The 18,455-nt window shown below is 73.1% G+C and carries 11 protein-coding genes and 1 pseudogene; 6 read left to right on the top strand and 6 right to left on the bottom strand.

Features of this window, described 5'->3' with window-relative positions:
- Window positions 1-294: 294 nt before the first annotated feature.
- Window positions 295-3,288, top strand: coding sequence for a beta-galactosidase (locus ACZ6KY_RS35620; protein WP_469314394.1), 2,994 nt, complete (start codon window positions 295-297; stop codon window positions 3,286-3,288).
- Here ACZ6KY_RS35620 and arfA read toward each other — a convergent pair.
- From arfA to ACZ6KY_RS35605, 3 genes are all read right to left on the bottom strand, one after another.
- On the bottom strand, window positions 3,285-4,787 hold the full coding sequence (gene arfA, locus ACZ6KY_RS35615; RefSeq protein WP_469314393.1) for an arabinosylfuranosidase ArfA: 1,503 nt from the start codon (window positions 4,785-4,787) through the stop codon (window positions 3,285-3,287). The two genes, ACZ6KY_RS35620 and arfA, sit on opposite strands and share 4 nt — an antisense overlap.
- 302 nt (window positions 4,788-5,089) lie before the next feature.
- A complete protein-coding gene (locus tag ACZ6KY_RS35610; RefSeq protein ID WP_469314392.1) occupies window positions 5,090-6,046 on the bottom strand; it encodes an SMP-30/gluconolactonase/LRE family protein in 957 nt (318 codons plus the stop codon).
- Entirely contained in the window at window positions 6,043-6,816 is a 774-nt protein-coding gene (locus ACZ6KY_RS35605) for an IclR family transcriptional regulator (protein WP_469314391.1), read from the bottom strand. The genes ACZ6KY_RS35610 and ACZ6KY_RS35605 overlap by 4 nt, the downstream gene beginning before the upstream one ends.
- Before the next feature lie 265 nt (window positions 6,817-7,081).
- On the opposite strand from ACZ6KY_RS35605, the gene ACZ6KY_RS35600 reads away from it, so the two are divergent.
- On the top strand, window positions 7,082-7,699 hold the full coding sequence (locus tag ACZ6KY_RS35600) for a hypothetical protein (protein ID WP_469314420.1): 618 nt from the start codon (window positions 7,082-7,084) through the stop codon (window positions 7,697-7,699).
- A gap of 52 nt (window positions 7,700-7,751) precedes the next feature.
- On the opposite strand, the gene ACZ6KY_RS35595 is transcribed toward ACZ6KY_RS35600, so the two are convergent.
- A complete protein-coding gene (locus tag ACZ6KY_RS35595) occupies window positions 7,752-8,639 on the bottom strand; it encodes an ATP-grasp domain-containing protein (protein ID WP_469314390.1) in 888 nt (295 codons plus the stop codon).
- A gap of 253 nt (window positions 8,640-8,892) precedes the next feature.
- Between ACZ6KY_RS35595 and ACZ6KY_RS35590 the strand changes: the two genes are divergently transcribed.
- The gene (locus tag ACZ6KY_RS35590) at window positions 8,893-9,996 is read left to right on the top strand and encodes a MerR family transcriptional regulator (protein ID WP_469314389.1); all 1,104 of its coding nucleotides are present in this window, start codon (window positions 8,893-8,895) and stop codon (window positions 9,994-9,996) included.
- Here ACZ6KY_RS35590 and ACZ6KY_RS35585 read toward each other — a convergent pair.
- The gene (locus ACZ6KY_RS35585) at window positions 9,993-10,631 is read right to left on the bottom strand and encodes a toxin-antitoxin system, toxin component (protein ID WP_469314388.1); all 639 of its coding nucleotides are present in this window, start codon (window positions 10,629-10,631) and stop codon (window positions 9,993-9,995) included. The two genes, ACZ6KY_RS35590 and ACZ6KY_RS35585, sit on opposite strands and share 4 nt — an antisense overlap.
- A 340-nt stretch (window positions 10,632-10,971) precedes the next feature.
- Between ACZ6KY_RS35585 and ACZ6KY_RS35580 the strand changes: the two genes are divergently transcribed.
- Window positions 10,972-12,510: an acyl-CoA synthetase gene (locus ACZ6KY_RS35580; RefSeq protein ID WP_469314387.1), complete on the top strand. Its 1,539-nt coding sequence runs from the start codon at window positions 10,972-10,974 to the stop codon at window positions 12,508-12,510.
- On the top strand, window positions 12,503-14,029 hold the full coding sequence (locus ACZ6KY_RS35575; RefSeq protein WP_469314386.1) for a carboxyl transferase domain-containing protein: 1,527 nt from the start codon (window positions 12,503-12,505) through the stop codon (window positions 14,027-14,029). The genes ACZ6KY_RS35580 and ACZ6KY_RS35575 overlap by 8 nt, the downstream gene beginning before the upstream one ends.
- 91 nt (window positions 14,030-14,120) lie before the next feature.
- Here ACZ6KY_RS35575 and ACZ6KY_RS35570 read toward each other — a convergent pair whose 3' ends face one another.
- Window positions 14,121-17,762 (bottom strand): S8 family serine peptidase, encoded by a 3,642-nt coding sequence (locus tag ACZ6KY_RS35570; protein ID WP_469314385.1) that lies wholly within the window; start codon window positions 17,760-17,762, stop codon window positions 14,121-14,123.
- 230 nt (window positions 17,763-17,992) lie between these two features.
- On the opposite strand from ACZ6KY_RS35570, the pseudogene ACZ6KY_RS35565 reads away from it, so the two are divergent.
- A pseudogene (locus tag ACZ6KY_RS35565) lies at window positions 17,993-18,334 on the top strand (CU044_2847 family protein); the annotation flags it as partial.
- Window positions 18,335-18,455 lie beyond the last annotated feature (121 nt).

The following is an 18,455-nucleotide window of genomic DNA, read 5'->3' as shown; positions in this document are numbered from 1 at the left end:
ATTCTGGGGTGGGGGACTACTCCCCCCCCCCCCCCCCCCCGGGGGGGGGGCGCCCCCCCCCCCCCCCCCCCCCCCCCCCCCGCCCGCGCCGGACGGGCCGCCGGAGCCGGAGGACCGTCGTTCCGGCGTACCGCACTCCTCGGCGGGCGCCCATACCGCGTAATCCGCCCGCGCCGGGATCGTCATATGACGATCGGACCACCCGCTCCTGTGGACAATGGCCGCACCCTCCCCCGGTTTCTCGGGCTCGGACCGAGCGGGGGAACCCCCGTCGCCGTCCCCGGGAGAACCCGCATGGTGTTGAGCAGACGTACCTTCAGCGCACTCGCCGGCACCGCCGCCCTCGGCCTCTCGCTGAGCGGCAGCGGGAGCGACGAGGCGTGCGCGGCCGGAAGGACGCCCCTCGCACCCACCGGACCCGCGCCCGCGCCGCCCACCGCCGACGGCAGGACCCACACGGTCGGCTTCGACCGCTACTCGATGCTGATCGACGGCAGACGCCTGGTGATCTGGTCCGGGGAGGTCCACCCGTTCCGGCTGCCGAGCCCGTCCCTGTGGCGGGACGTCCTACAGAAACTGCGCGCCCACGGCTACAACGCGATCAGCGTCTACGTCGCGTGGAACTACCACTCCCCCGCACCAGGGCAGTACGACTTCACCGGGGTCCGCGACCTCGACCTGTTCCTGCGGACCGCCGCCGAGACCGGGCTGTACGTCATCCTGCGCCCCGGCCCGTACATCAACGCCGAGGTCGACGCGGGCGGCTTCCCCGGCTGGCTGACCGCCACCCCGGGAGTGGCCCGCACCTTTGACCCGGTCTATCTGAAGTACGTCGACGAGTGGCTGACCGCCGTCGACCGCATCGCGTCCCGCCATCTCTACACCGACGGCGGCGGCACGATCGTCCTCTACCAGCTCGAGAACGAGTACGACGACCACGTGACCGAGCCGGCCGGCCGCGACTACATGGCTCACCTCTACGCCAAGGTGCGGGCCGACGGCATCGACGTGCCGCTCTTCCACAACGACAAGGGCAGGAACGGCCATTGGGCCCCCGGCACCTTCGACACGGGCGGCGAGCGGGGGCGTTACCTCTACGGCTTCGACGGCTACCCCTCCCCCTTCAGGACACCACCGGACTGGGGGCACTTCGGCCCCGGCGGCGTGAAGGGCGGCTCGACCGCCAGTCCCGACACCCCGGGATTCGTCCCGGAGTTCGGGGGCGGCTGGTTCGATCCGTGGGGCGGGGCGGAGTTCGACGGCCTGGGATACGCACAGGCGCGCCGCACCCGGGACGCGGCCTACGAACGGCGCTTCTACCTCACCAACCTCGCCAACGGCATCACGGTCCACAACGTCTACATGACCTTCGGCGGCACGTCCTGGGGCTGGCTGCCCGCGCCGATCGTCTACACGTCGTACGACTACGGAGCCGCCCTCGACGAGGCACGGCAGCCCACCGAGAAGCTCGTCCCGATGCACCAGATCGGCCAACTGCTGCACTCCGTGCCCGACTTGGCGAAGCTGGACCCCGCCGAGGCGATCCCCGGCGACGACGTGGGGGCCGGCCTCGGCATCAAGGCGTACCACCTGGTCAATCCGGACACGAAGGCGCACTTCCACGTCCTGCGCAACGACGCCTCCGCCGAGGCCGTCGCCTCCGTCACGCTCGCCGGGACGCCCGTCACGGTGCCGGTGCCCGGCCTCGACGCCCGGCTGCTCGCCGCCGGTATCACCCTGGGACGCCGGAAGTTGAGCTACTCCACCGCCCAGCCGATGCTGTGGCTGACCGCCGGGCGGCAGGACATCGCGGTGTTCACGGGCCGGACGGGTGAGTCGACCCGTACCTGTCTGGAGTCCGCGAGCGAACCGACGGTCACCGTGCTGGACGGGGACGCCGGGCACAGCTACCGGGACGGAGTCCTGCGGATCGACGCCGCGCTGGACGGCATCACCCGGGTCCGGGTGGAGGGCGGCGGCGACGCCGCCCCCCTCCTGCTGCTGTTCGCCGACGACGAGAGCTCCCGCCTGCTCTGGCGGTACGACACCCCGTCGGGTCCGGTGCTGGTGCGCGGCCCGGCGCTGCTGCGCACGGCCGCCCTGCGCGGCACGACGGTCCAGCTCACCGGCGACACGGTGGGAGCGGCGGACCTGGAGGTGTGGGGGCCGCGCGGGATGAGTGAACTCGTCTGGAACCACGGCCCGTTGAAGTCCCGTACCACCGCCTCCGGGAGTCTGCGGACCGAACGGCGGCTGGCCGGTGTGGACCGGGTGCGGCTGCCCGCCCTGACCGGCTGGCGCCGGGCCGAGGGGAATCCCGAGTCGGCCGCCGCCCACGACGACTCGGCGTGGCGAGTCGCCGACAAGGTCTCCTCGTACAGCATCACTCCCGTCCCCGCCGGGCAGCCCGTGCTGTTCGCCGACGACTACGGCTTCCACTACGGCGACGTCTGGTACCGGGGGCACTTCGCGGACGCGGGCAACGCCGAGTCCGTTTCCCTCTCCTATGTCGCGGGCGTCCAGGGGCTGTTGATGGCCTGGCTGGACGGTGAGCCGCTGGGCACGCACCGGATGCCGGTGCCGGACAAGAGGACCGTGCGGCAGGGGACCTGGACGGCCACCGCCACCTTTCCCGTCCGGCCGCGGGGCGGGCGTCCCCATGTGCTGTCCGTCCTGGTCCGGCGGATGCAGCACGACGAGGACGGCAAGGCGAACGACACGCACAAGGCGGCCCGGGGTCTGACGGCCGTCGCCTTCGCCGGGGCCGCTCCCGCGGTCCGCTGGCGCGTCCAGGGCGAGGCTGCCCCCGACCCGGTGCGCGGACCGCTCAACACCGGCGGCCTGCACGGGGAACGGCACGGCTGGCATCTGCCCGGGTTCGCGGACGGCGGCTGGAAGGCCGTCGGCTTCCCGCGCGCCGAGCGGCGGCAGGGCGTCACCTGGTACCGCACCGGGTTCCGGCTCGCCGTGGACACCGGGGTGGACGCGTCGATCGGGCTCACCCTCACCGACGATCCGGCCCGCGCCTACCGCGTCCAGATCTTCCTGAACGGCTGGAACATGGGCCAGTACATCAACGACGTAGGGCCCCAGCACACGTTCGTCCTCCCCAACGGGGTGCTGCGCACACGGGGGTCCAACACACTGGCCCTCGCGGTGCTGTCCGACGGGACCACGGCCGCCGGGCCCGGCCGGGTGGAACTGACGCTGCTGGGCAGCGCGGCCGGAGGAGTACCGGTGACCCCGGTGGACTCCCCCGGCCCCGGCACCGTCCAGGACAGGTCCTAGGCCAGCCGGATCATGTTCCAGGACAACGGCTCCAGGACGGTGCTCAGGGTGCCGTCCCGGAGCGTGGTCCCCTCGACCGGGTGCGGGGTGACCCGCTCCTGGTCGCGCAGGGTGTTGGTGGCGTCCGGGTCGGCGTCGGCGAGCGCGCTGTGTTCGACGACCGTCGTCAACCCCATCCGGTTCAGGGCGACTTCGAGCGGCAGTGGCTCGGTCTGGCTGCGGTTGACGGCGAAGACGGTGACCGAGCCGTCCTTTGCGCGCACCGCGGTGGCGTGCAGCAGGTCCGCCTCGCCGTACTTGCGGGTCGGGTACGTCGGCGAGTCCACCCGGACGTCGAGGACCTGCCCGCGCCCGTGTGCCGAGGCCTGCGCGAAGGGGTGGAACGTCGTCTGCCGCCAGGCCGGACCGCCCGGTTCGGTCATGATCGGCGCGATGACGTTGACGAGCTGGGCGAGGCAGGCGACGGTCACCCGGTCCGCGTGCCGCAGCAGCGCGATGAGCAGCGAGCCGAACACGACCGCGTCCGTGACGGTGTAGGCGTCCTCCAGCAGGCGCGGGGCCTCCTGCCAGTCCTCGACCGGGTGCGGGTCGGGCCGGCTCTGGTACCAGACGTTCCACTCGTCGAAGGAGAGGTTGATCCGCTTCGCCGACTTCAGGCGGGCGCCGACGTGGTCGCAGGTGGCCACCACGTTCTCGATGAACGACTCGGTGTCGACGGCGGAGGCGAGGAAGGAGTCCCGGTCGCCGTCGGTCTCCTCGTAGTAGGCGTGCAGGGAGATGTGGTCGACGAGGTCGTACGTCTCGGTGAGGACGGTCGCCTCCCACTCGGCGAACGTCGGCATCGACTGTCCGGAGGAGCCGCACGCGACGAGTTCGAGGTCCGGCTCGATCTGCCGCATCGCGCGGGCGGTCTCGGCGGCGAGCCGGCCGTACTCCTCGGCGGTCTTGTGGCCGGTCTGCCAGGGGCCGTCCATCTCGTTGCCGAGACACCAGAGCCCGACGCCGAACGGGTCCTTGTCGCCGTGCGCGATCCGCAGGTCGGAACGGGCCGTCCCGGAGGGGTGGTTGGCGTACTCCTGGAGCGCCAGGGCCTCGGCGACACCCCGGGTGCCGAGGTTGACGGCCATCATCGGCTCGGCCCCCGGGCCGATCTTCCTCAGGAAGCCGATGTACTCGCCGAGCCCGAAGCGGTTGGACTCGGTGGAGCGCCAGGCGAGGTCGAGGCGGCGGGGCCGCTCCTCGGCGGGGCCCACCGAGTCCTCCCAGTTGTAGCCGGAGACGAAGTTGCCGCCGGGGTAGCGGACGACCGTGACACCGAGCTCGCGGACCAGCTCCAGCACGTCCGTGCGCAGGCCTTCGGGATCGGCGGCGGGATGGCCGGGTTCGAAGATGCCGGTGTAGACGCAGCGGCCGAGGTGCTCGACGAAGGATCCGAAGAGACGGGGGTTGACCTCACCGATGGTGAAGGCGGGGTCGAGGGCGAAGCGGGCGGTGCGCATGGGGTCCTTTCGGGGGCGCCTTGGGTGGGGGTACGGGTGGAGGGTGGCTTGGGTGACGGGGGTGGCTTGGGTGACGGGGGTGGCTTGGGTTTCGCGGGCGGGTGCGGGTCCGTCGCGGGCGGTCGCGTCCGCGCGGCGGAGCCGCGTCTTGACGCGGCCGGGACCGTGGACAGGAAGCGCTTGCTCGTCAATGGTCTGCGCAAAAACCGTTTGCGAAAAGACGGAAGCCCCCGCCCGGTGACCTACAACTGGGCGGGGACTCGCGAGGGGGACCCGGGGCGGGGACCGGCGGCGTGCGTCGGCTATCCGGCGAACGCCGGCTGCGGCAGGCCCTTGCCCGCGCCGGGGACGACGAGCAGGGAGCCGGACATCGGGTGCGGTGCGGTGAGGCCCGTACGAGCGGTGGTGATGTAGAGGTCGGTGAGGTCGGCGCCGCCGAACGCGCAGGCGGTGGGGCGGCGGACCGGCAGGTCGAGGACCCGGTCCAGCGTGCCGTCCGGCGTGTAGCGGCGGATCGCTCCGCCGTCCCAGAGGGCCACCCAGACGCTGCCGTCCGCGTCCACCGTCAGACCGTCGGGGAAGCCGTCCTCCACGGTCGCGAACGGGCGCCTGTTGAACGGGAGTTGGTCGTCGCCGATGTCGAAGACGTCGATGCGGCGGGTCGGCGAGTCGACGTAGTAGACACGGCGGCCGTCCGGGCTCCAGCCCGTGCCGTTGCTGACGCTCACGTCGTCGAGGACCGGGCGGACCGTGCCGTCGGGGGCGATCCGCGACAGCGTGCCCCCGCCCGGCGCCTCGTCGTAGCGCATGGTGCCGACCCACAGCGAGCCGTCGGGGGCGACGGCCGCGTCATTGGCGCGCCGGCCGGGCACGGGCTCCCGGTGCAGCCAGCGGAACGCGCCCCCGGCCCCCTCGGCACCGGTGGAAGCCTCGGCGCCGGTGGATCCGTGGGCTCCGACGGCTCCCGCGGCACCATGGGTTCCCGCGGCACCGGCGTTGGTGGACCCGCCGGACCCCGTCGGCTCGTACAGGCCCACTCCGTCGCGGAGGTTGACGACCAGGCCGCCGCCCGCGCGGGGCTTGGCCGCGCCGACGTGCTGCTCGGTGGTCATCACCGTGCGGCGGCCGGAGGCGGGGTCGTAGGTGTGGACCCGGGAGCCGAGGATGTCGACCCAGATGAGCCGGCGCGCCCGGGTGTCCCACGTCGGGCCCTCGCCGAGCGCCGCGTGCGCGGGGACCGCGACCTCGACGGCGGTCACCGCACGTTCCGGTGGCCGAGCCGCTCGGACAGTTCCGCGGCGCCCTTCGCCGCGAGCTGCTCCAGCTCGACGCGGCGGTCGTCGCTCCACCGGATCATCGGCACGGAGATCGAGAGCGCGGCGACGACCTGTCCCGCGCGGTCGCGCACCGGGGCCGCCACACAGCTGACGTCCGGGTTGGACTCACGGCTCTCGACGGCGATCCCGCGACTGCGGATCTCGGCAAGGGCCTCGCGCAGCGCGCCCGGCTCGGTGATGCTGTTGGGCGTCATCGCGACGAGGTCGGCGTCGTCGGGGACGCGTGAGGTCAGCTCAGGCTCGGAGAGGGAGGCGAGCAGCATCTTGCCGACGGAGGTGCAGTGCGCGGGAAGGCGGCGGCCGGCCGCCGAGACCATGCGGACGGCGTGCGTGGAGTCGACCTTCGCGATGTAGATGACGTCGGTGCCTTCGAGGATCGCCACGTGCACGGTCTCGTCGCAGGTCTCGGCGACGGAGCGGGCGACCTGCTGGCCCTCGGCCGCGAGGTCGAGCTGCTCGGCGTAGCGGCTGCCGAGCTGGTACGGGCGCACGCCGAGCCGGTAGCGTCCCGGCTGACCGGGCACCTGCACGATGTACGAGCGGGCGGCGAGCGTGGTCACCAGCTCGTGCACGGTCGTGCGGGGCAGCTGGAGTCTGCGCACGATGTCGGGGGCGGAGAGGGTCCCGTCCCCGTCGAGAAAGAGCTCCAGTATGTCCAGAGCCCGGGTCACGGCAGGTACGAGGCGTCCCACAACCGGCCCCCTCTCTTTTGTTCGAAATTTCAACAGACGATCGGGATGACGAACAGAGGTCAGGCTAGTCATAGTGCCCTCGGGCGGGCAATGGTTTGGGGGCTACCCCTGCTCGGAGGTGCCCGTGACGGACCCCACGGCGAACGCCGTGGCGACCCCGCGACAGACGGAGCGGTCGGCCACCCCACTGCGGATCCTCGCGCCCGCCCGGCGGCCGGACGGGCGCCGTCCGGGCGAGGACCGGGCGAGGACCGGGTACGCGACCATGGACCCCATGCCGGCCAAACGCCCCGCCACCCCCTTCACCCCGCTCGACTTCCAGCTCGTCCTGCTGCGCCGCATGGCCGACCACAACCCTGGTCTGGTCGAGGACGCCCGGCACGAACTGGGCGTGTCCATCGCCGACATGCGCGAGGCCAACCGGCGCTGGCAGGCGATGCTGCACGTCCCGCGCTCCCGGTCCGCCGCCTCCCGCTACCGCTCGGTCCTCGGTGCCCCCGAGTCCGCGCGGGAGCGCCGGATCGGTGATCTGACCTGCGAGGCCCTGCGCTGGCCGGTGCCCCTGTGGCCCGGTCTGCGCTTCGAGGTCCTGCTCGCCCCGAACGGCGTCGCCTGGAACGAATGGCTGGTACGGGCCCCGGGCGCCCCCGCTCCGGCGCTGGAGACCCTGGAGGACCTGGCCCCCTGGTCCTGCACGGTCGACGAGGTGGCCCGCGCCTTCGCCCCCGCCCGGCCCCTGGAGGGCACGGCCCCGACCCGCTGGGGCCTGATGTTCACGGCCCCCGACGCGGCGGGCGTGCCGCACGCGTGCGCGGCGGAGTTCACCTGGGGGCTGCTGCAACGCGTGGGCGTCAAGGGACCCGTACCGGCACCCCCCGAGTAACCCGCTCAGGAGTCCGCGGACCGGACCGCCGACGGGACCGCCGACGGGACGCTCACGAGGCGGCGGCCTTGAGGATCCGGTCCACGACGACGGGCAGCGAATCCGGGTGGAGCCACAGGAAGAGGTTCGGCTCGACGAGTTCCAGCTCCATCACCCGGGGCTCGCCGTCGTCGCCGTCGACGAGGTCGACACGGGCGTAGAGCACGCTGTCCGCACCTCCCGGTACGGCGGCCAACGCCCTTTCGGCGACGGCCCGTTCGGCGGCGGTCGGCTCCCAGACCTCCAGCCGCGGGTGGGGCGTCTTCTGCCCGTCGTAGGGCGTCCCGGGCTCCAGTACGGCTCCCTTGCGACTGGCGTGCAGCAGCCGTCCGCCGAAGAACTGGAGCGCCCGCTCGCCCCCGGTGTCGATGTTCGTCACGTACGGCTGGACCATCGCGGTCAGCCCCTCGGCGTGCATCCGGGCGAGCTGCCCGAGGGCGGTCTCCCGCTCCTTCGGCGTGTACCGGGCGGCATAGCGCGCGCCCGCCCCCGCCGTGGGTTTCACGACGAACTCGTGATCGCCGGGCAGCTCGACCGGGTCCCCGGGCGCGAGATACCGGGTCGCGATGACCGGCACCCCCGCGTCCGCCAGGTCCCCGAGGTACCGCTTGTCCGTGTTCCAGCGCACGACCGGCGCCGGGTTCAGGAGCCGCGTGAGCCCCGCGCACCGCTCGGCCCACGCCACGAACTCCGCCACCCGCCGGCTGTAGTCCCAGGTCGAGCGGATCAGCGCCAGGTCGTACCCCGCCCAGTCGGCCCCGGGATCGTCCCAGTGCACGATGTCCGCCACCGCCCCGGCGTCCTCCAGGGCCGCCCTCAGCACGGGCAGATCCCGGTCCGCGCCGGGCTCCTCACCCGGGTCGTACGTGACGAGCGCGATACGGGCCACGACGGACTCCATCCTCGTACGGCACCCGCGTACGACATCGACGTACTGCTGCGGCGTACGACACCGGCGTACGACACCTGCGTACGACCTCGGACGCACCCCACCGGCACGCCATTCGGTGACAGCCCCGCCGCAGGCTAACAACCACGCGCGCCCCCGGGCCAAGCCAATATTGACCTTCACCAAGGGGCAGGGCCCAGCATCGGTGACAGAACGAGGAACGGGACACGGGGAACGGCCCGGACCGGAGCTACGGGGTGGACGCATGGACATGCTGACGATCGGGGCCTTCGCGAAGGCCTCCCGGCTGTCGCCGAAGGCGCTGCGGCTCTACGACGAGCTGGAGCTGCTGCGCCCCGCCCGGGTGGACCCCGAGACCGGGTACCGCTACTACGCGGTGGCACAGCTCGAACAGGCCCGGCTGGTGGCGTGGCTGCGGCGGCTCGGTATGCCGCTCGCCCGGATCCGGCGGGTGTGCGCCCTGGAACCGGGGCCGGCCGCGCGGGAGATCCGCGCGTACTGGGCCCGGGCCGAGGCCGAGACGGCCGCCCGCCGCGATCTGGCGGCGTTCCTCGTGGACCATCTGTCACCGTCCCCAGGAAAGGACACCAGCATGCTGGAACTCCGTTACGCCGCTCTCTCCGACACCGGTCTGGTCCGTGACTCCAACCAGGACAGCGTCCACGCGGGCGCCCGCGTCCTCGCGGTCGCCGACGGCTGCGGGCCGTACGGCGCCCCCGCCAGCACGGCGGCGGTGCGGGCCCTCACGTTCCTGGACGACGAGCCGCTGTCGGCCGGTGGCGTGCTCAACCTGCTGGAGGACGCCGTGGAGGGCGCCGCCCGGGCCGTGGCGGACCTGGTGCCGCGACGCGCCACGGCACAGGCTCCGGACGGGGACGGCACCGGCAGCACGCTCACGGCCCTGGTGTGGACCGGCTCCCAGCTCGCGCTCGTCCACATCGGGGACTCGCGTGCCTATGTGCTCCGCGACGGCGGGCTGTTCCGGATCACCCACGACCACACGGTGGTCCAGTCGATGGTCGACGAAGGCCGGCTCACCCCCGAGGAGGCGACCGCGCATCCTCAGCGCGCCCTGCTGCTCAAGGCACTGGGCACCGAGGCACCCGTACCCGATCTGAGGCTGCGGGACGTACGGCCGGGCGACCGTTACCTGCTGTGCTCGGACGGCCTGTCCACCGTGGTGCCGGACGAGGAGATCGCGCGGCTCCTCGCCTCCGCTACCGATCCCGACGCCGCCGTCCGGGTCCTGATCGGCGCGGCGAACGACGCCGGCGGTCCGGACAACGTCAGCTGTGTGGTCGCGGATGTGGTCGAGACGGCCCGGCCGGCCGGAATCCGGGTCAGTTAGGGGGGGCTGCGGTAGCCGAGGGAGGTTTCGATGGCGCGGCTGACCGGGTCGACGGGGGCGTTGCCGCCGGGGCCGGTCACCCAGGAGCGGAAGACGCTCGCGAGCTGCAGGCCGAAGGCCTCGGCCTGTGCCTCGTCCGCCTGCCGTGATCCGTCGCGGGCGGCGACGGTACGGGCGACCTCCTGCCGGAACGGCGCTCGTACGCCGGAGTCACGCCAGTCGGAACGGTCCGAGAGGGACGCCCGTGCGACGGCCGTGGCGCCGTCCACGTGATGGTCGCGGTGCCCTTCCCTCATGTGCCACAACTCGTGTCCGAGAATGACGAGTTGCTGCACCGTCTCGGCACGCTCCTCCACGACGACGAGGTCGAAGTCGTTGAACTCCATCCACAGGCCGGTGACTTCGATCTCGTCGGGGAAGCGCTCGAAACGGAGCTGGACGGGCCGGCCGCCCCGCCGCCGGCTCATCTCCTCACAGAGGGCCTGCGCCAACTCCCGCATGTCGACGGGCGTATGGATCCTTCTCCGGAGCACCCGGCCGAGCTCCACCGCCAGCGCCCGCATCTCGGAGCGGGCGCCGCGCGGACGCAGCGCCGTCAGGAACCTTCCGACGGAACCGGCCGGCTTCGCCGTCATCGCTCCGCCTCCTCGCCGTCCAGCAGGACGTGCTGGAACTCGACGATCCGCGCGCCGAGGCGTTCGGGTGTCTCGGGAAGGAGCGGCGGGGACTCACTCACCAAAGGTCTCCCGGCAGTTGACTCATCAAGTTGTGACGCGAGGCCGACACTACGTGTCCGGGTCCGTCCACGCCACGGTTCACGAACGATCGTTCCCGGTTTGGGAACGATCCTTACGGCGCCTGCTCTCCCCCTCCACGTCCTCGGCGCGAACGGGTGGCCGACCGCCCGGTTCGGGAGCCTGATCGTGTAGGAAGAGGCTGTCCCTCCCGGTGAAGTCCTCTCGGCAAGGAGTCCCCGTGTTCTCCCTCTTCCCGGCCCTGGTGGGCGGTTCGGTCGCGGACCGGTCCGCGCTGCGCTTCGGCGATCGGTCCCTGACGTACGCGGAACTGGCCGCCTCGGCGGGAGCGCTGGCCGCACGGCTCGACGGTGCCGGGAGGGTCGCCGTCTGGGCGACGCCGACCCTGGAGACGGCCGTGGGTGTCGTCGCCGCGCTGCTCGCCGGGGTGCCGGCCGTGCCGCTGAACCCGAAGTCGGGGGAGGCCGAACTCGGCCACATCCTCGGCGACAGCGCGCCGTCCCTGGTGCTCGCGGCCCCGGGAGACCTGCTGCCGGCTGCGCTCGGGGCGCTGGAACGTATCGACGTCGAGGCGACGACAGGAACAGCAGCAGAGGCAGGAGCGAAGGCAGGGGAGGAGACGGAGGCGGGGACCGAGGTGGTGGTGACCGTCAAGGCGGTGGTCCGCGACCCCGCCGCCCCCGCCCTGGTCGTCTACACCTCAGGCACCACCGGTCCGCCCAAGGGCGCGGTCATCCCGCGCCTGGCCATCGCCTCGACCCTGGACGCGCTGGCCGACGCCTGGCAGTGGACCGGTGACGACGTGCTGGTGCACGGGCTGCCCCTGTTCCATGTGCACGGGCTGATCATCGGCATCCTGGGCCCGCTGCGGCGCGGCGGGTCCGTCCGGCATCTGGGGCGGTTCAGCGCGGAGGGCGTGGCGCGGGAGCTGAACGCCGGGGCGACGATGCTGTTCGGGGTGCCGACGATGTACCACCGGCTCGCCGAGGCGCTCGCCGAGGACCCCGGGCTCGCCAAGGCGCTGGGCCGGGCGCGGCTGCTCGTGTCGGGCTCCGCCGCGCTGCCCCTGCACGACCACGAGCGGATCACGGCCGCGACGGGACGCGGGGTCGTCGAGCGGTACGGCATGACGGAGACCCTGATGAACACGAGCGTGCGGGCGGACGGGGAGGTCCGGCCCGGCACGGTGGGCGTGCCGCTGCCCGGTGTCGGCCTGCGGCTCGTCGAGGAGGACGGGACGACGATCGCCGGGTACGAGGCCGACGGCACCCCGACCGGCGCGCACGACGGTGAGAGCGTCGGCGAGATCCAGGTGCGCGGGCCGAACCTCTTCACCGAGTACCTGAACCGGCCCGACGCCACCGCCGCCGCGTACACCGCGGACGGCTGGTTCCGTACCGGTGACATGGCGGTCCTGGACCCCGACGGTTCGGTCCGGATCGTCGGCCGCAAGGCCACCGACCTGATCAAGAGCGGCGGTTACAAGATCGGCGCGGGCGAGATCGAGAACGCGCTCCTCGAACACCCCGGGGTGCGCGAGGCCGCCGTCGCCGGGGAGCCCGACGCCGACCTCGGCGAGCGGGTGGTGGCCTGGATCGTCCCCCTCGATCCCCAGGCGCCCCCGTCCGCCGACGAGTTGGCCGACCATGTGGCCCGCCGTCTCGCCCCGCACAAGCGGCCCCGCAGGGTGCGCTTCCTGGACGAGCTGCCCCGCAACGACATGGGCAAGATCCTGAAGCGGGCGCTGCCGCGTGACTGAACGGATCTCGGCCCGCGAGGCCATCGCGCTGGTCACCGACAGCTTCGCCGAACTCCCGTCCCCCGGGGGTGAGTTCCGGCCCGATGGTCCGCTCGCCTGGGAGGGGTACGACGACGCGCGGGCGCGCGCCGCGGCCCGTACCGGCGAGGAGGAGTCCGTCGTCTGCGGCACCGCGACCTTCGGGACGGCGAGCTTCGGCACGACGATCGACGGCAGGGCTCCGCTCGGTCCGGTCACCGCCGTCCTCGTCGCCTTCGAGTTCGGCTTCCTCGGCGGTTCCCTCGGCGAACGCACCGGTGACCGGCTGGAGGCGGCCTACGACTACGCCCGCACCCACCGGCTGCCCGTCGTCTCGCTCGTCGCCACGGGCGGCAGCCGGATGCAGGAGGGCATGCTCGCGCTGACCCAACTCCAGCGGGTGGCGCGGCAGTCGGCGCTCACCCGGAAGGCGGGGCTCGCCCAGATCGCCGTCCTGCGGGACCCGACGACGGGCGGTGGCTGGGCCACGCTCGGCGCGGGCGCCGATGTGACCCTGGCGCTGCCGGGCGCCCAGGTCGCCTTCGCGGGCTCCCGGGTCCGCCCGCCCGACGCGGACCCGGCCGCGTACACGGCCGAGGCGCAGGTGGCGGCGGGGTCCGTCGACGCCCTCGTACCGCAGGACAGGCTGCGGGAGACGCTCGCCCTGTGGCTGGACCTGCTCACCCAGCCCGCCGCCGGGACCGCGTCCGCCCCGCCCGCACCAAGCCCCGCGTCCGTCCCGCCCGCGCTGGGCCCGGCGCCCGCCCCATCCGCGCCGGACGGCGCGAGCGACCTGCCCGCGCTGGGCGGCACGAGCATCCCGCCCGCACTGGGCGGTACGACCGTTCCGCCCACACTGGGCGGCGCGAGCGACCTGCCCGCGACCGGCTGGGACGCGGTGCGGCGCGCTCGCTCTCCCGAACGTCCGCGCGCGGAAGCCTACTTGGACGCCTACTTCAGCCGCCGGGTGTCGATCGGCGGCGACCGTTGCGGGGGTACCGACGAGGGTATGCTGTGCGGCTTCGGCCGCGCGCGCGACGGGCGGGCCATCGCGTACGCCGCCCAGCGCGGGACCCCGACCCGCCCCGCCGGATACCGCACCGCCGCCCGGCTGGTCCGGCTGGCGGGACGGCTCGGCATCCCGGTTCTGACGCTGGTGGACACCCCGGGCGCCGCGAACGACGCGGAAGCCGAGCGGCAGGGGGCCGGTGCGGCGATCGCGGACCTGTTCGCGGCGCTCGCCACCGCCCGTACGCCGGTCACCACGCTGGTGATCGGCGAGGGCGGCTCGGGCGGGGCGCTGGCGCTGGCCGCTCCCGGCAACACCTGGGCCACGCCGGACAGTTACTTCTCCGTCATCGCGCCGGAGTCGGCGGCCGCGATCCTCAAGCGGCCCGCCGACGAGGTCCGGGCGACCGCCGCCCAGCTCCGGCTCCGGCCGCAGGACCTGCTGGACCTGGGAGTGATCCGGGGCATCACGCACCGCCGCCCCGGAGGATGAACGGACGGCGGCCGTCGGTTCCTCCCTCCCAAGAGGAACCGACGACCGCCCGCTCCACGGGCCGCCACTACGGTGGCCGCCCGGCGGCCGGTTACCGGACGCCCACCGCCCGGACGGTCTCCTGGCTGACCGTGCCGCCCTGGTCGTCCCGGGCGGAGGCCCGGAGCGACACGAACCCGGCGTCGCGCGGCACGTTCAGCGAGCCCTTCCAGCGGGCTCGGCCGCCGCCGGTGAGCGGGACGGCCTTCCAGGTCGTCCCGTCGTCGTAGGACACCTCCAGCTTTCCGCCGCCGATGGTGCCGGTGTCCGGGGCGCCCTTCACGTACTCGGCGTAGACGCTCACCGGGACCCGGCCGCCGCGCACATCGCCCGCGAGGTCGGTGTCGACGTCGTAGCCGAGGTTGATGAGCGGGAGGAAGGTGAAGTGGTCCTCGGGGGTGGCCGCCGACCGGACGGTCCACTCGGTGTGGCCCTTCGTGGAGAGCTTCCAGCGCTCCGGGTCGAGGGTCGTGTCCGTGACGACCTTGTAGGTGTGCTCGTCGGCGGGCGCGTCCCAGACGTATCCGGCGGAGCTCTGCCGATGGTCGACCAGGACACCGTCCTGATAGACCTGGGTGAACTGCGTCATCCCCGTGCCGTCGCTCCACACGTCGCCGAAGCCGGTGTGGTCGGGCCCCGAGTCGCCCCAGCCGGGAGTGTTGAACTCGATCTGGTTGCCCGCGCGTTGCTGGCCCCAGCCGAGTCCGGTGCCGAGCCAGGGGTGCCAGACGGGCTTGAACCAGTTCAGGATCTCGTGGCCGCCGCCTCGATAGGCGACCAGGCCGCTGCGCTCCTCCAGCGTGCCGTCCCCGACGTACGAGGACTCCGCCCAGGTCTGCCCGGGGCCGGTGGAGACGTAGTCGGTCCGCTCGGCCGGGTAGTCGATCCGCTCCTGGAAGCCGAGACCTATGGGGAAGGGGTCGGCGATCGAGTAGCGGAACTCGCTGCCCGAGACGGGCTTCACGGCGTGGAACCTGGCGTCCAGCACGGCCAGTTCACCGCGGTGGGGCGCGTAGGTGAGGCTCCGGTCCGGGACGGCGTTCTTGTAGCCGTGCGAAAGGTCGTACACGTAGGGCGTGTTGAGCGTGCCGGTCATGTCGACGGTCCGGGTCGCGCGCAGCCGTGCCGCGTCCGCCGCGTCGACGGTGGCGATCTGCAGCGGCCGGTCCGCGTTGTCGTCCGTACCGAACCAGGCGTTGAGGCGTCCCGGTGTGTCGTCGGTGACGAACAGCGCCTTGGCGCCGGCGTCCTGGGCGGCCTGGGCGAGCGCGGCCGGGTCGACGCCGTCGTCGAGCCGGGCGAGGACGGCCTTGCCGCTCACCCCGGTGAACGGCCCGTCCCCGACGTCGACCAGCGGCAGCCTGCTGCGGCCCTCGATCAGGGTGCCGCCGGGCTGGGCGAGCGCCGCCCTGACACCGGCGACCTCGATGAGCGGCTTCCCGAGCCGCCACGCGGTCCGGTAGTCGAAGGTGCCCTCGGTGACCTTCGGGGTCGGCGCGGCGAAGACGCTGTCGTACTTGACGGGCACCTGGACCGCGCCGAACAGGTCGGAGCCGCCGCCGTCGCGGTCGTACTCCATGAGGAGCTGCCGGGTCTCGGTGCGCCGGTCGACCTTCGCGCTGATCTCCCGCAACGTCCGCCCGTCCAGGGTGACTTCGCGGTCCTGGTCGAGCGTGATCTGGGGTGCGGCGAGGAAGCCGATGCCGAGCGAGTCGGCGCCGTGGCTGCCGCGCACGTCGAGGAACGACGTGAGGCTGTACGTGCCGGGCTTCAGCCGCAGCTTGAGGGTGCCGGAGTCGCCGACGGCCGCCGGGTAGGCGTCGGCGTCCTGCGCGAGCTGCTGCACGGCGAGGCCGGCCGCGGTCGGGGCGCCGTCCCGGTCCTTCACGTGGACCGTGAGCGTGTACCGCTCCTCCTCCTTGACCAGCCCGAACGCGGTGTGCGCGACGGGCGTGCCGGCCACCGACGCCACGATCTGCCCCGAGGTGTCGCCCACCGGCGCCTTCGAGCCGTCGCCGGTGACCGTCGTGGACGCGGTGCCGTGCGCGGGCACCGTGAGCGTGGTGTCGGCGAGGGTGGCGACACCCTCGCCGGCCCCCTCCGCGGCGAGCGTCAAGTCCACCGCCGCGTCGGAGGAGTTGGTGTAGGTGAGCGTCCGGGTGACGGGCTTGTCGTCCTCGTAGGGCCAGCCGTGGAAGCCGAGGTCGGCGCTGCCGGTGGCGGTGATCTTCGCGTCGATCGCGTCCGGGACGCTCACCCGGCCCGCGCCCAACTCGTATACGGAGGCGTCGAGTCGCTTGGACGTCGACATGAGCGCGTCCTTGAGCTGGGCGCCGGTCCAGTCGGGGTGTTCCTGGGCGAGCAGCGCGGCCACGCCCGCGACGTGCGGTGTCGCCATCGACGTACCGCTCATGGAGGTGTAGTAGCCGCTGCCGCTCACGAGCTGGGAACGGGCGGCGAGGATGCCGACGCCGGGTGCGGAGAGATCGGGCTTGAGCGCGTTGTCGCCGTAGCGGGGTCCGGCGCTGGTGAAGTAGGCGGCCGTGTCGGTGGAGTCCACCGCGCCGACGGTCAGGGCGGAGTCGGCGGCGCCGGGCGAGCCGATGGAGGAGGGGGCGCCGGTGTTGCCCGCGGCGATGACGAAGAGGGCGCCGGTCTCCTTGGAGAGGGTGTCGACGGCCGCGGCCATGGGGTCGGTGCCGTCGCTGGGCTCGGACGAACCGAGGCTCATCGAGATCACCTTGGCGTGCACATCGCGCGCGGCCCACTCCATGCCGGCGATGATCTGCGACTCGCTGCCCGAACCCTGGTCACTGAGCACCTTGCCGACGGCGAGGGTGGCCTCGGGCGCGACCCCCTTCTCCTTGCCGTCGGAGGCGGCGCCGCTGCCGCCCACGGTGGAGGTGACGTGCGTGCCGTGCCCGTTGCGGTCGGCGACCTCCTGCCCGTCGATGAAGCTCTTGGTCTGTGTCACCCGGCCGGCCAGATCGGGGTGACCCGTGTCGACGCCGGTGTCGAGGACGGCGACGGTCACGCCCTTGCCGGTGAGCCCGGCCTCCCAGGCCTTCGGTGTGCCGATCTGCGCGTTGCTCGCGGCCATGTCGGCCTTGACACGCCCGTCGAGCCAGACCTTGCCGATCCCCGCCTGACGGGTCATCGCCTTCCAGAAGGTCCGGCCCTTGTCCGCGTCGACGGCCGCGCCGCGGATGCTCGGCAGCGAGCGCGTCCGTTCGGCCCCGACCGGGGTCGTCGCGCGCGCCTTCGGGTCGTACGTCACGATGAGCGGCAGCTCGCCCGTCCGCTGGTCGGTGAGCCCCTGCCGTATCAGCTCGCTCACGTCGAACAGCCGCCGGTCGAGGGTGCCGGCCCGCAGATACGGCAGTGCCTCGTCCGGTACGACGGTGACGGCGCCGTCGGCGACCTGGGTGCGTACGGCTCCGGTGGCCCCGCGGGGGCGTACGACGGAGACGGTCTTCTTTCCGCCGCCGACATCGGTGACGGTGACCTTGTCGCCGGTCACGAGGGTGACGGTGTGGGAGGCAAGGGCGGCTCTCGTCGACGCCGGGGTGCCGGTGTTTCCGGTGTCCGCGGCGCCTTGGGTGGCGAGCGCGCCCGCCCGCCCCATGGGCAGCAGGGCGAACACGAGCCCGGCCGACAGCAGCGCCGCCGGACGCCTCAGTGGTCCTCTGGTCATTCGTGCCCTCTCTTCATCGGCCGTGCCCGCGCCGGGCAGGGGTGGCGCCCGGCGCTTGCGAAGAGTGTCGGGGGGCTTGTGTTGCGGGGGTGTTGACGGAACCTGGCGGAAAGGCGCCCTGGCGGCTTCCCGCCAGGACAGGTGGGTACGAGCCGCAGAAACCGGGACAGTCCCAAGTGCCTTCCGGGACAATGTCGGTGCTCGGACGTCGCGGACAACGGGGGTGCGCCATGGACGGTTTGGTGGAGTTCAAGACCGATGACGGGGCGCTGGTCGTCGTGGAGGCGGTGGACGACGGGACCGGTTCCCGGCTCGTGGCCCGCGACGACGGCACGGTGCAGGCCACGCGCACCTTCGAGGGCGCCCTGGAGGGCGTGCGGGCCGCCGCCCAGTCGGCGCTGCGGGTGTTCCGCGACGGGAGCCTCGCGCCCGACTCCGTCGAGATCGAGTTCGGGGTCAAACTCACCGCGGAGGCGGGCGCGTTGATCGCGAAGAGCGCGGTCGAGGGCCACCTGGTCGTCAAGCTCTCGTGGACCCCGGGAGAATCCGAACGGGACGGCACCCGGCCCGCCCCTGAGGCGGCCTCCGGGGGCGGGCCCGGGACGGGCGGCACGCCCGTCGGGCCAGGGGCCACGCCCGTCGGGCCGGCCGGCACGCCCGGGATCGGGCCGGCAGCCGGGACCGGGGTCAGAC

The sequence above is a fragment of the Streptomyces sp. NPDC042002 genome, from assembly GCF_055588305.1.
Note: the sequence above shows the minus strand (reverse complement) of the source record. Positions and strands in the feature narration are given on the sequence as shown.

Excerpts from the sequence above, each read along its gene's own strand:
- ACZ6KY_RS35620 (WP_469314394.1), top strand. The coding sequence starts at position 295 with ATGGTGTTGAGCAGACGTACCTTCAGCGCACTCGCCGGCACCGCCGCC.
- arfA (WP_469314393.1), bottom strand. The coding sequence starts at position 4,787 with ATGCGCACCGCCCGCTTCGCCCTCGACCCCGCCTTCACCATCGGTGAG.
- ACZ6KY_RS35600 (WP_469314420.1), top strand. The coding sequence starts at position 7,082 with ATGGACCCCATGCCGGCCAAACGCCCCGCCACCCCCTTCACCCCGCTC.
- ACZ6KY_RS35595 (WP_469314390.1), bottom strand. The coding sequence starts at position 8,639 with ATGGAGTCCGTCGTGGCCCGTATCGCGCTCGTCACGTACGACCCGGGT.
- ACZ6KY_RS35590 (WP_469314389.1), top strand. The coding sequence starts at position 8,893 with ATGGACATGCTGACGATCGGGGCCTTCGCGAAGGCCTCCCGGCTGTCG.
- ACZ6KY_RS35585 (WP_469314388.1), bottom strand. The coding sequence starts at position 10,631 with ATGACGGCGAAGCCGGCCGGTTCCGTCGGAAGGTTCCTGACGGCGCTG.
- ACZ6KY_RS35570 (WP_469314385.1), bottom strand. The coding sequence starts at position 17,762 with ATGACCAGAGGACCACTGAGGCGTCCGGCGGCGCTGCTGTCGGCCGGG.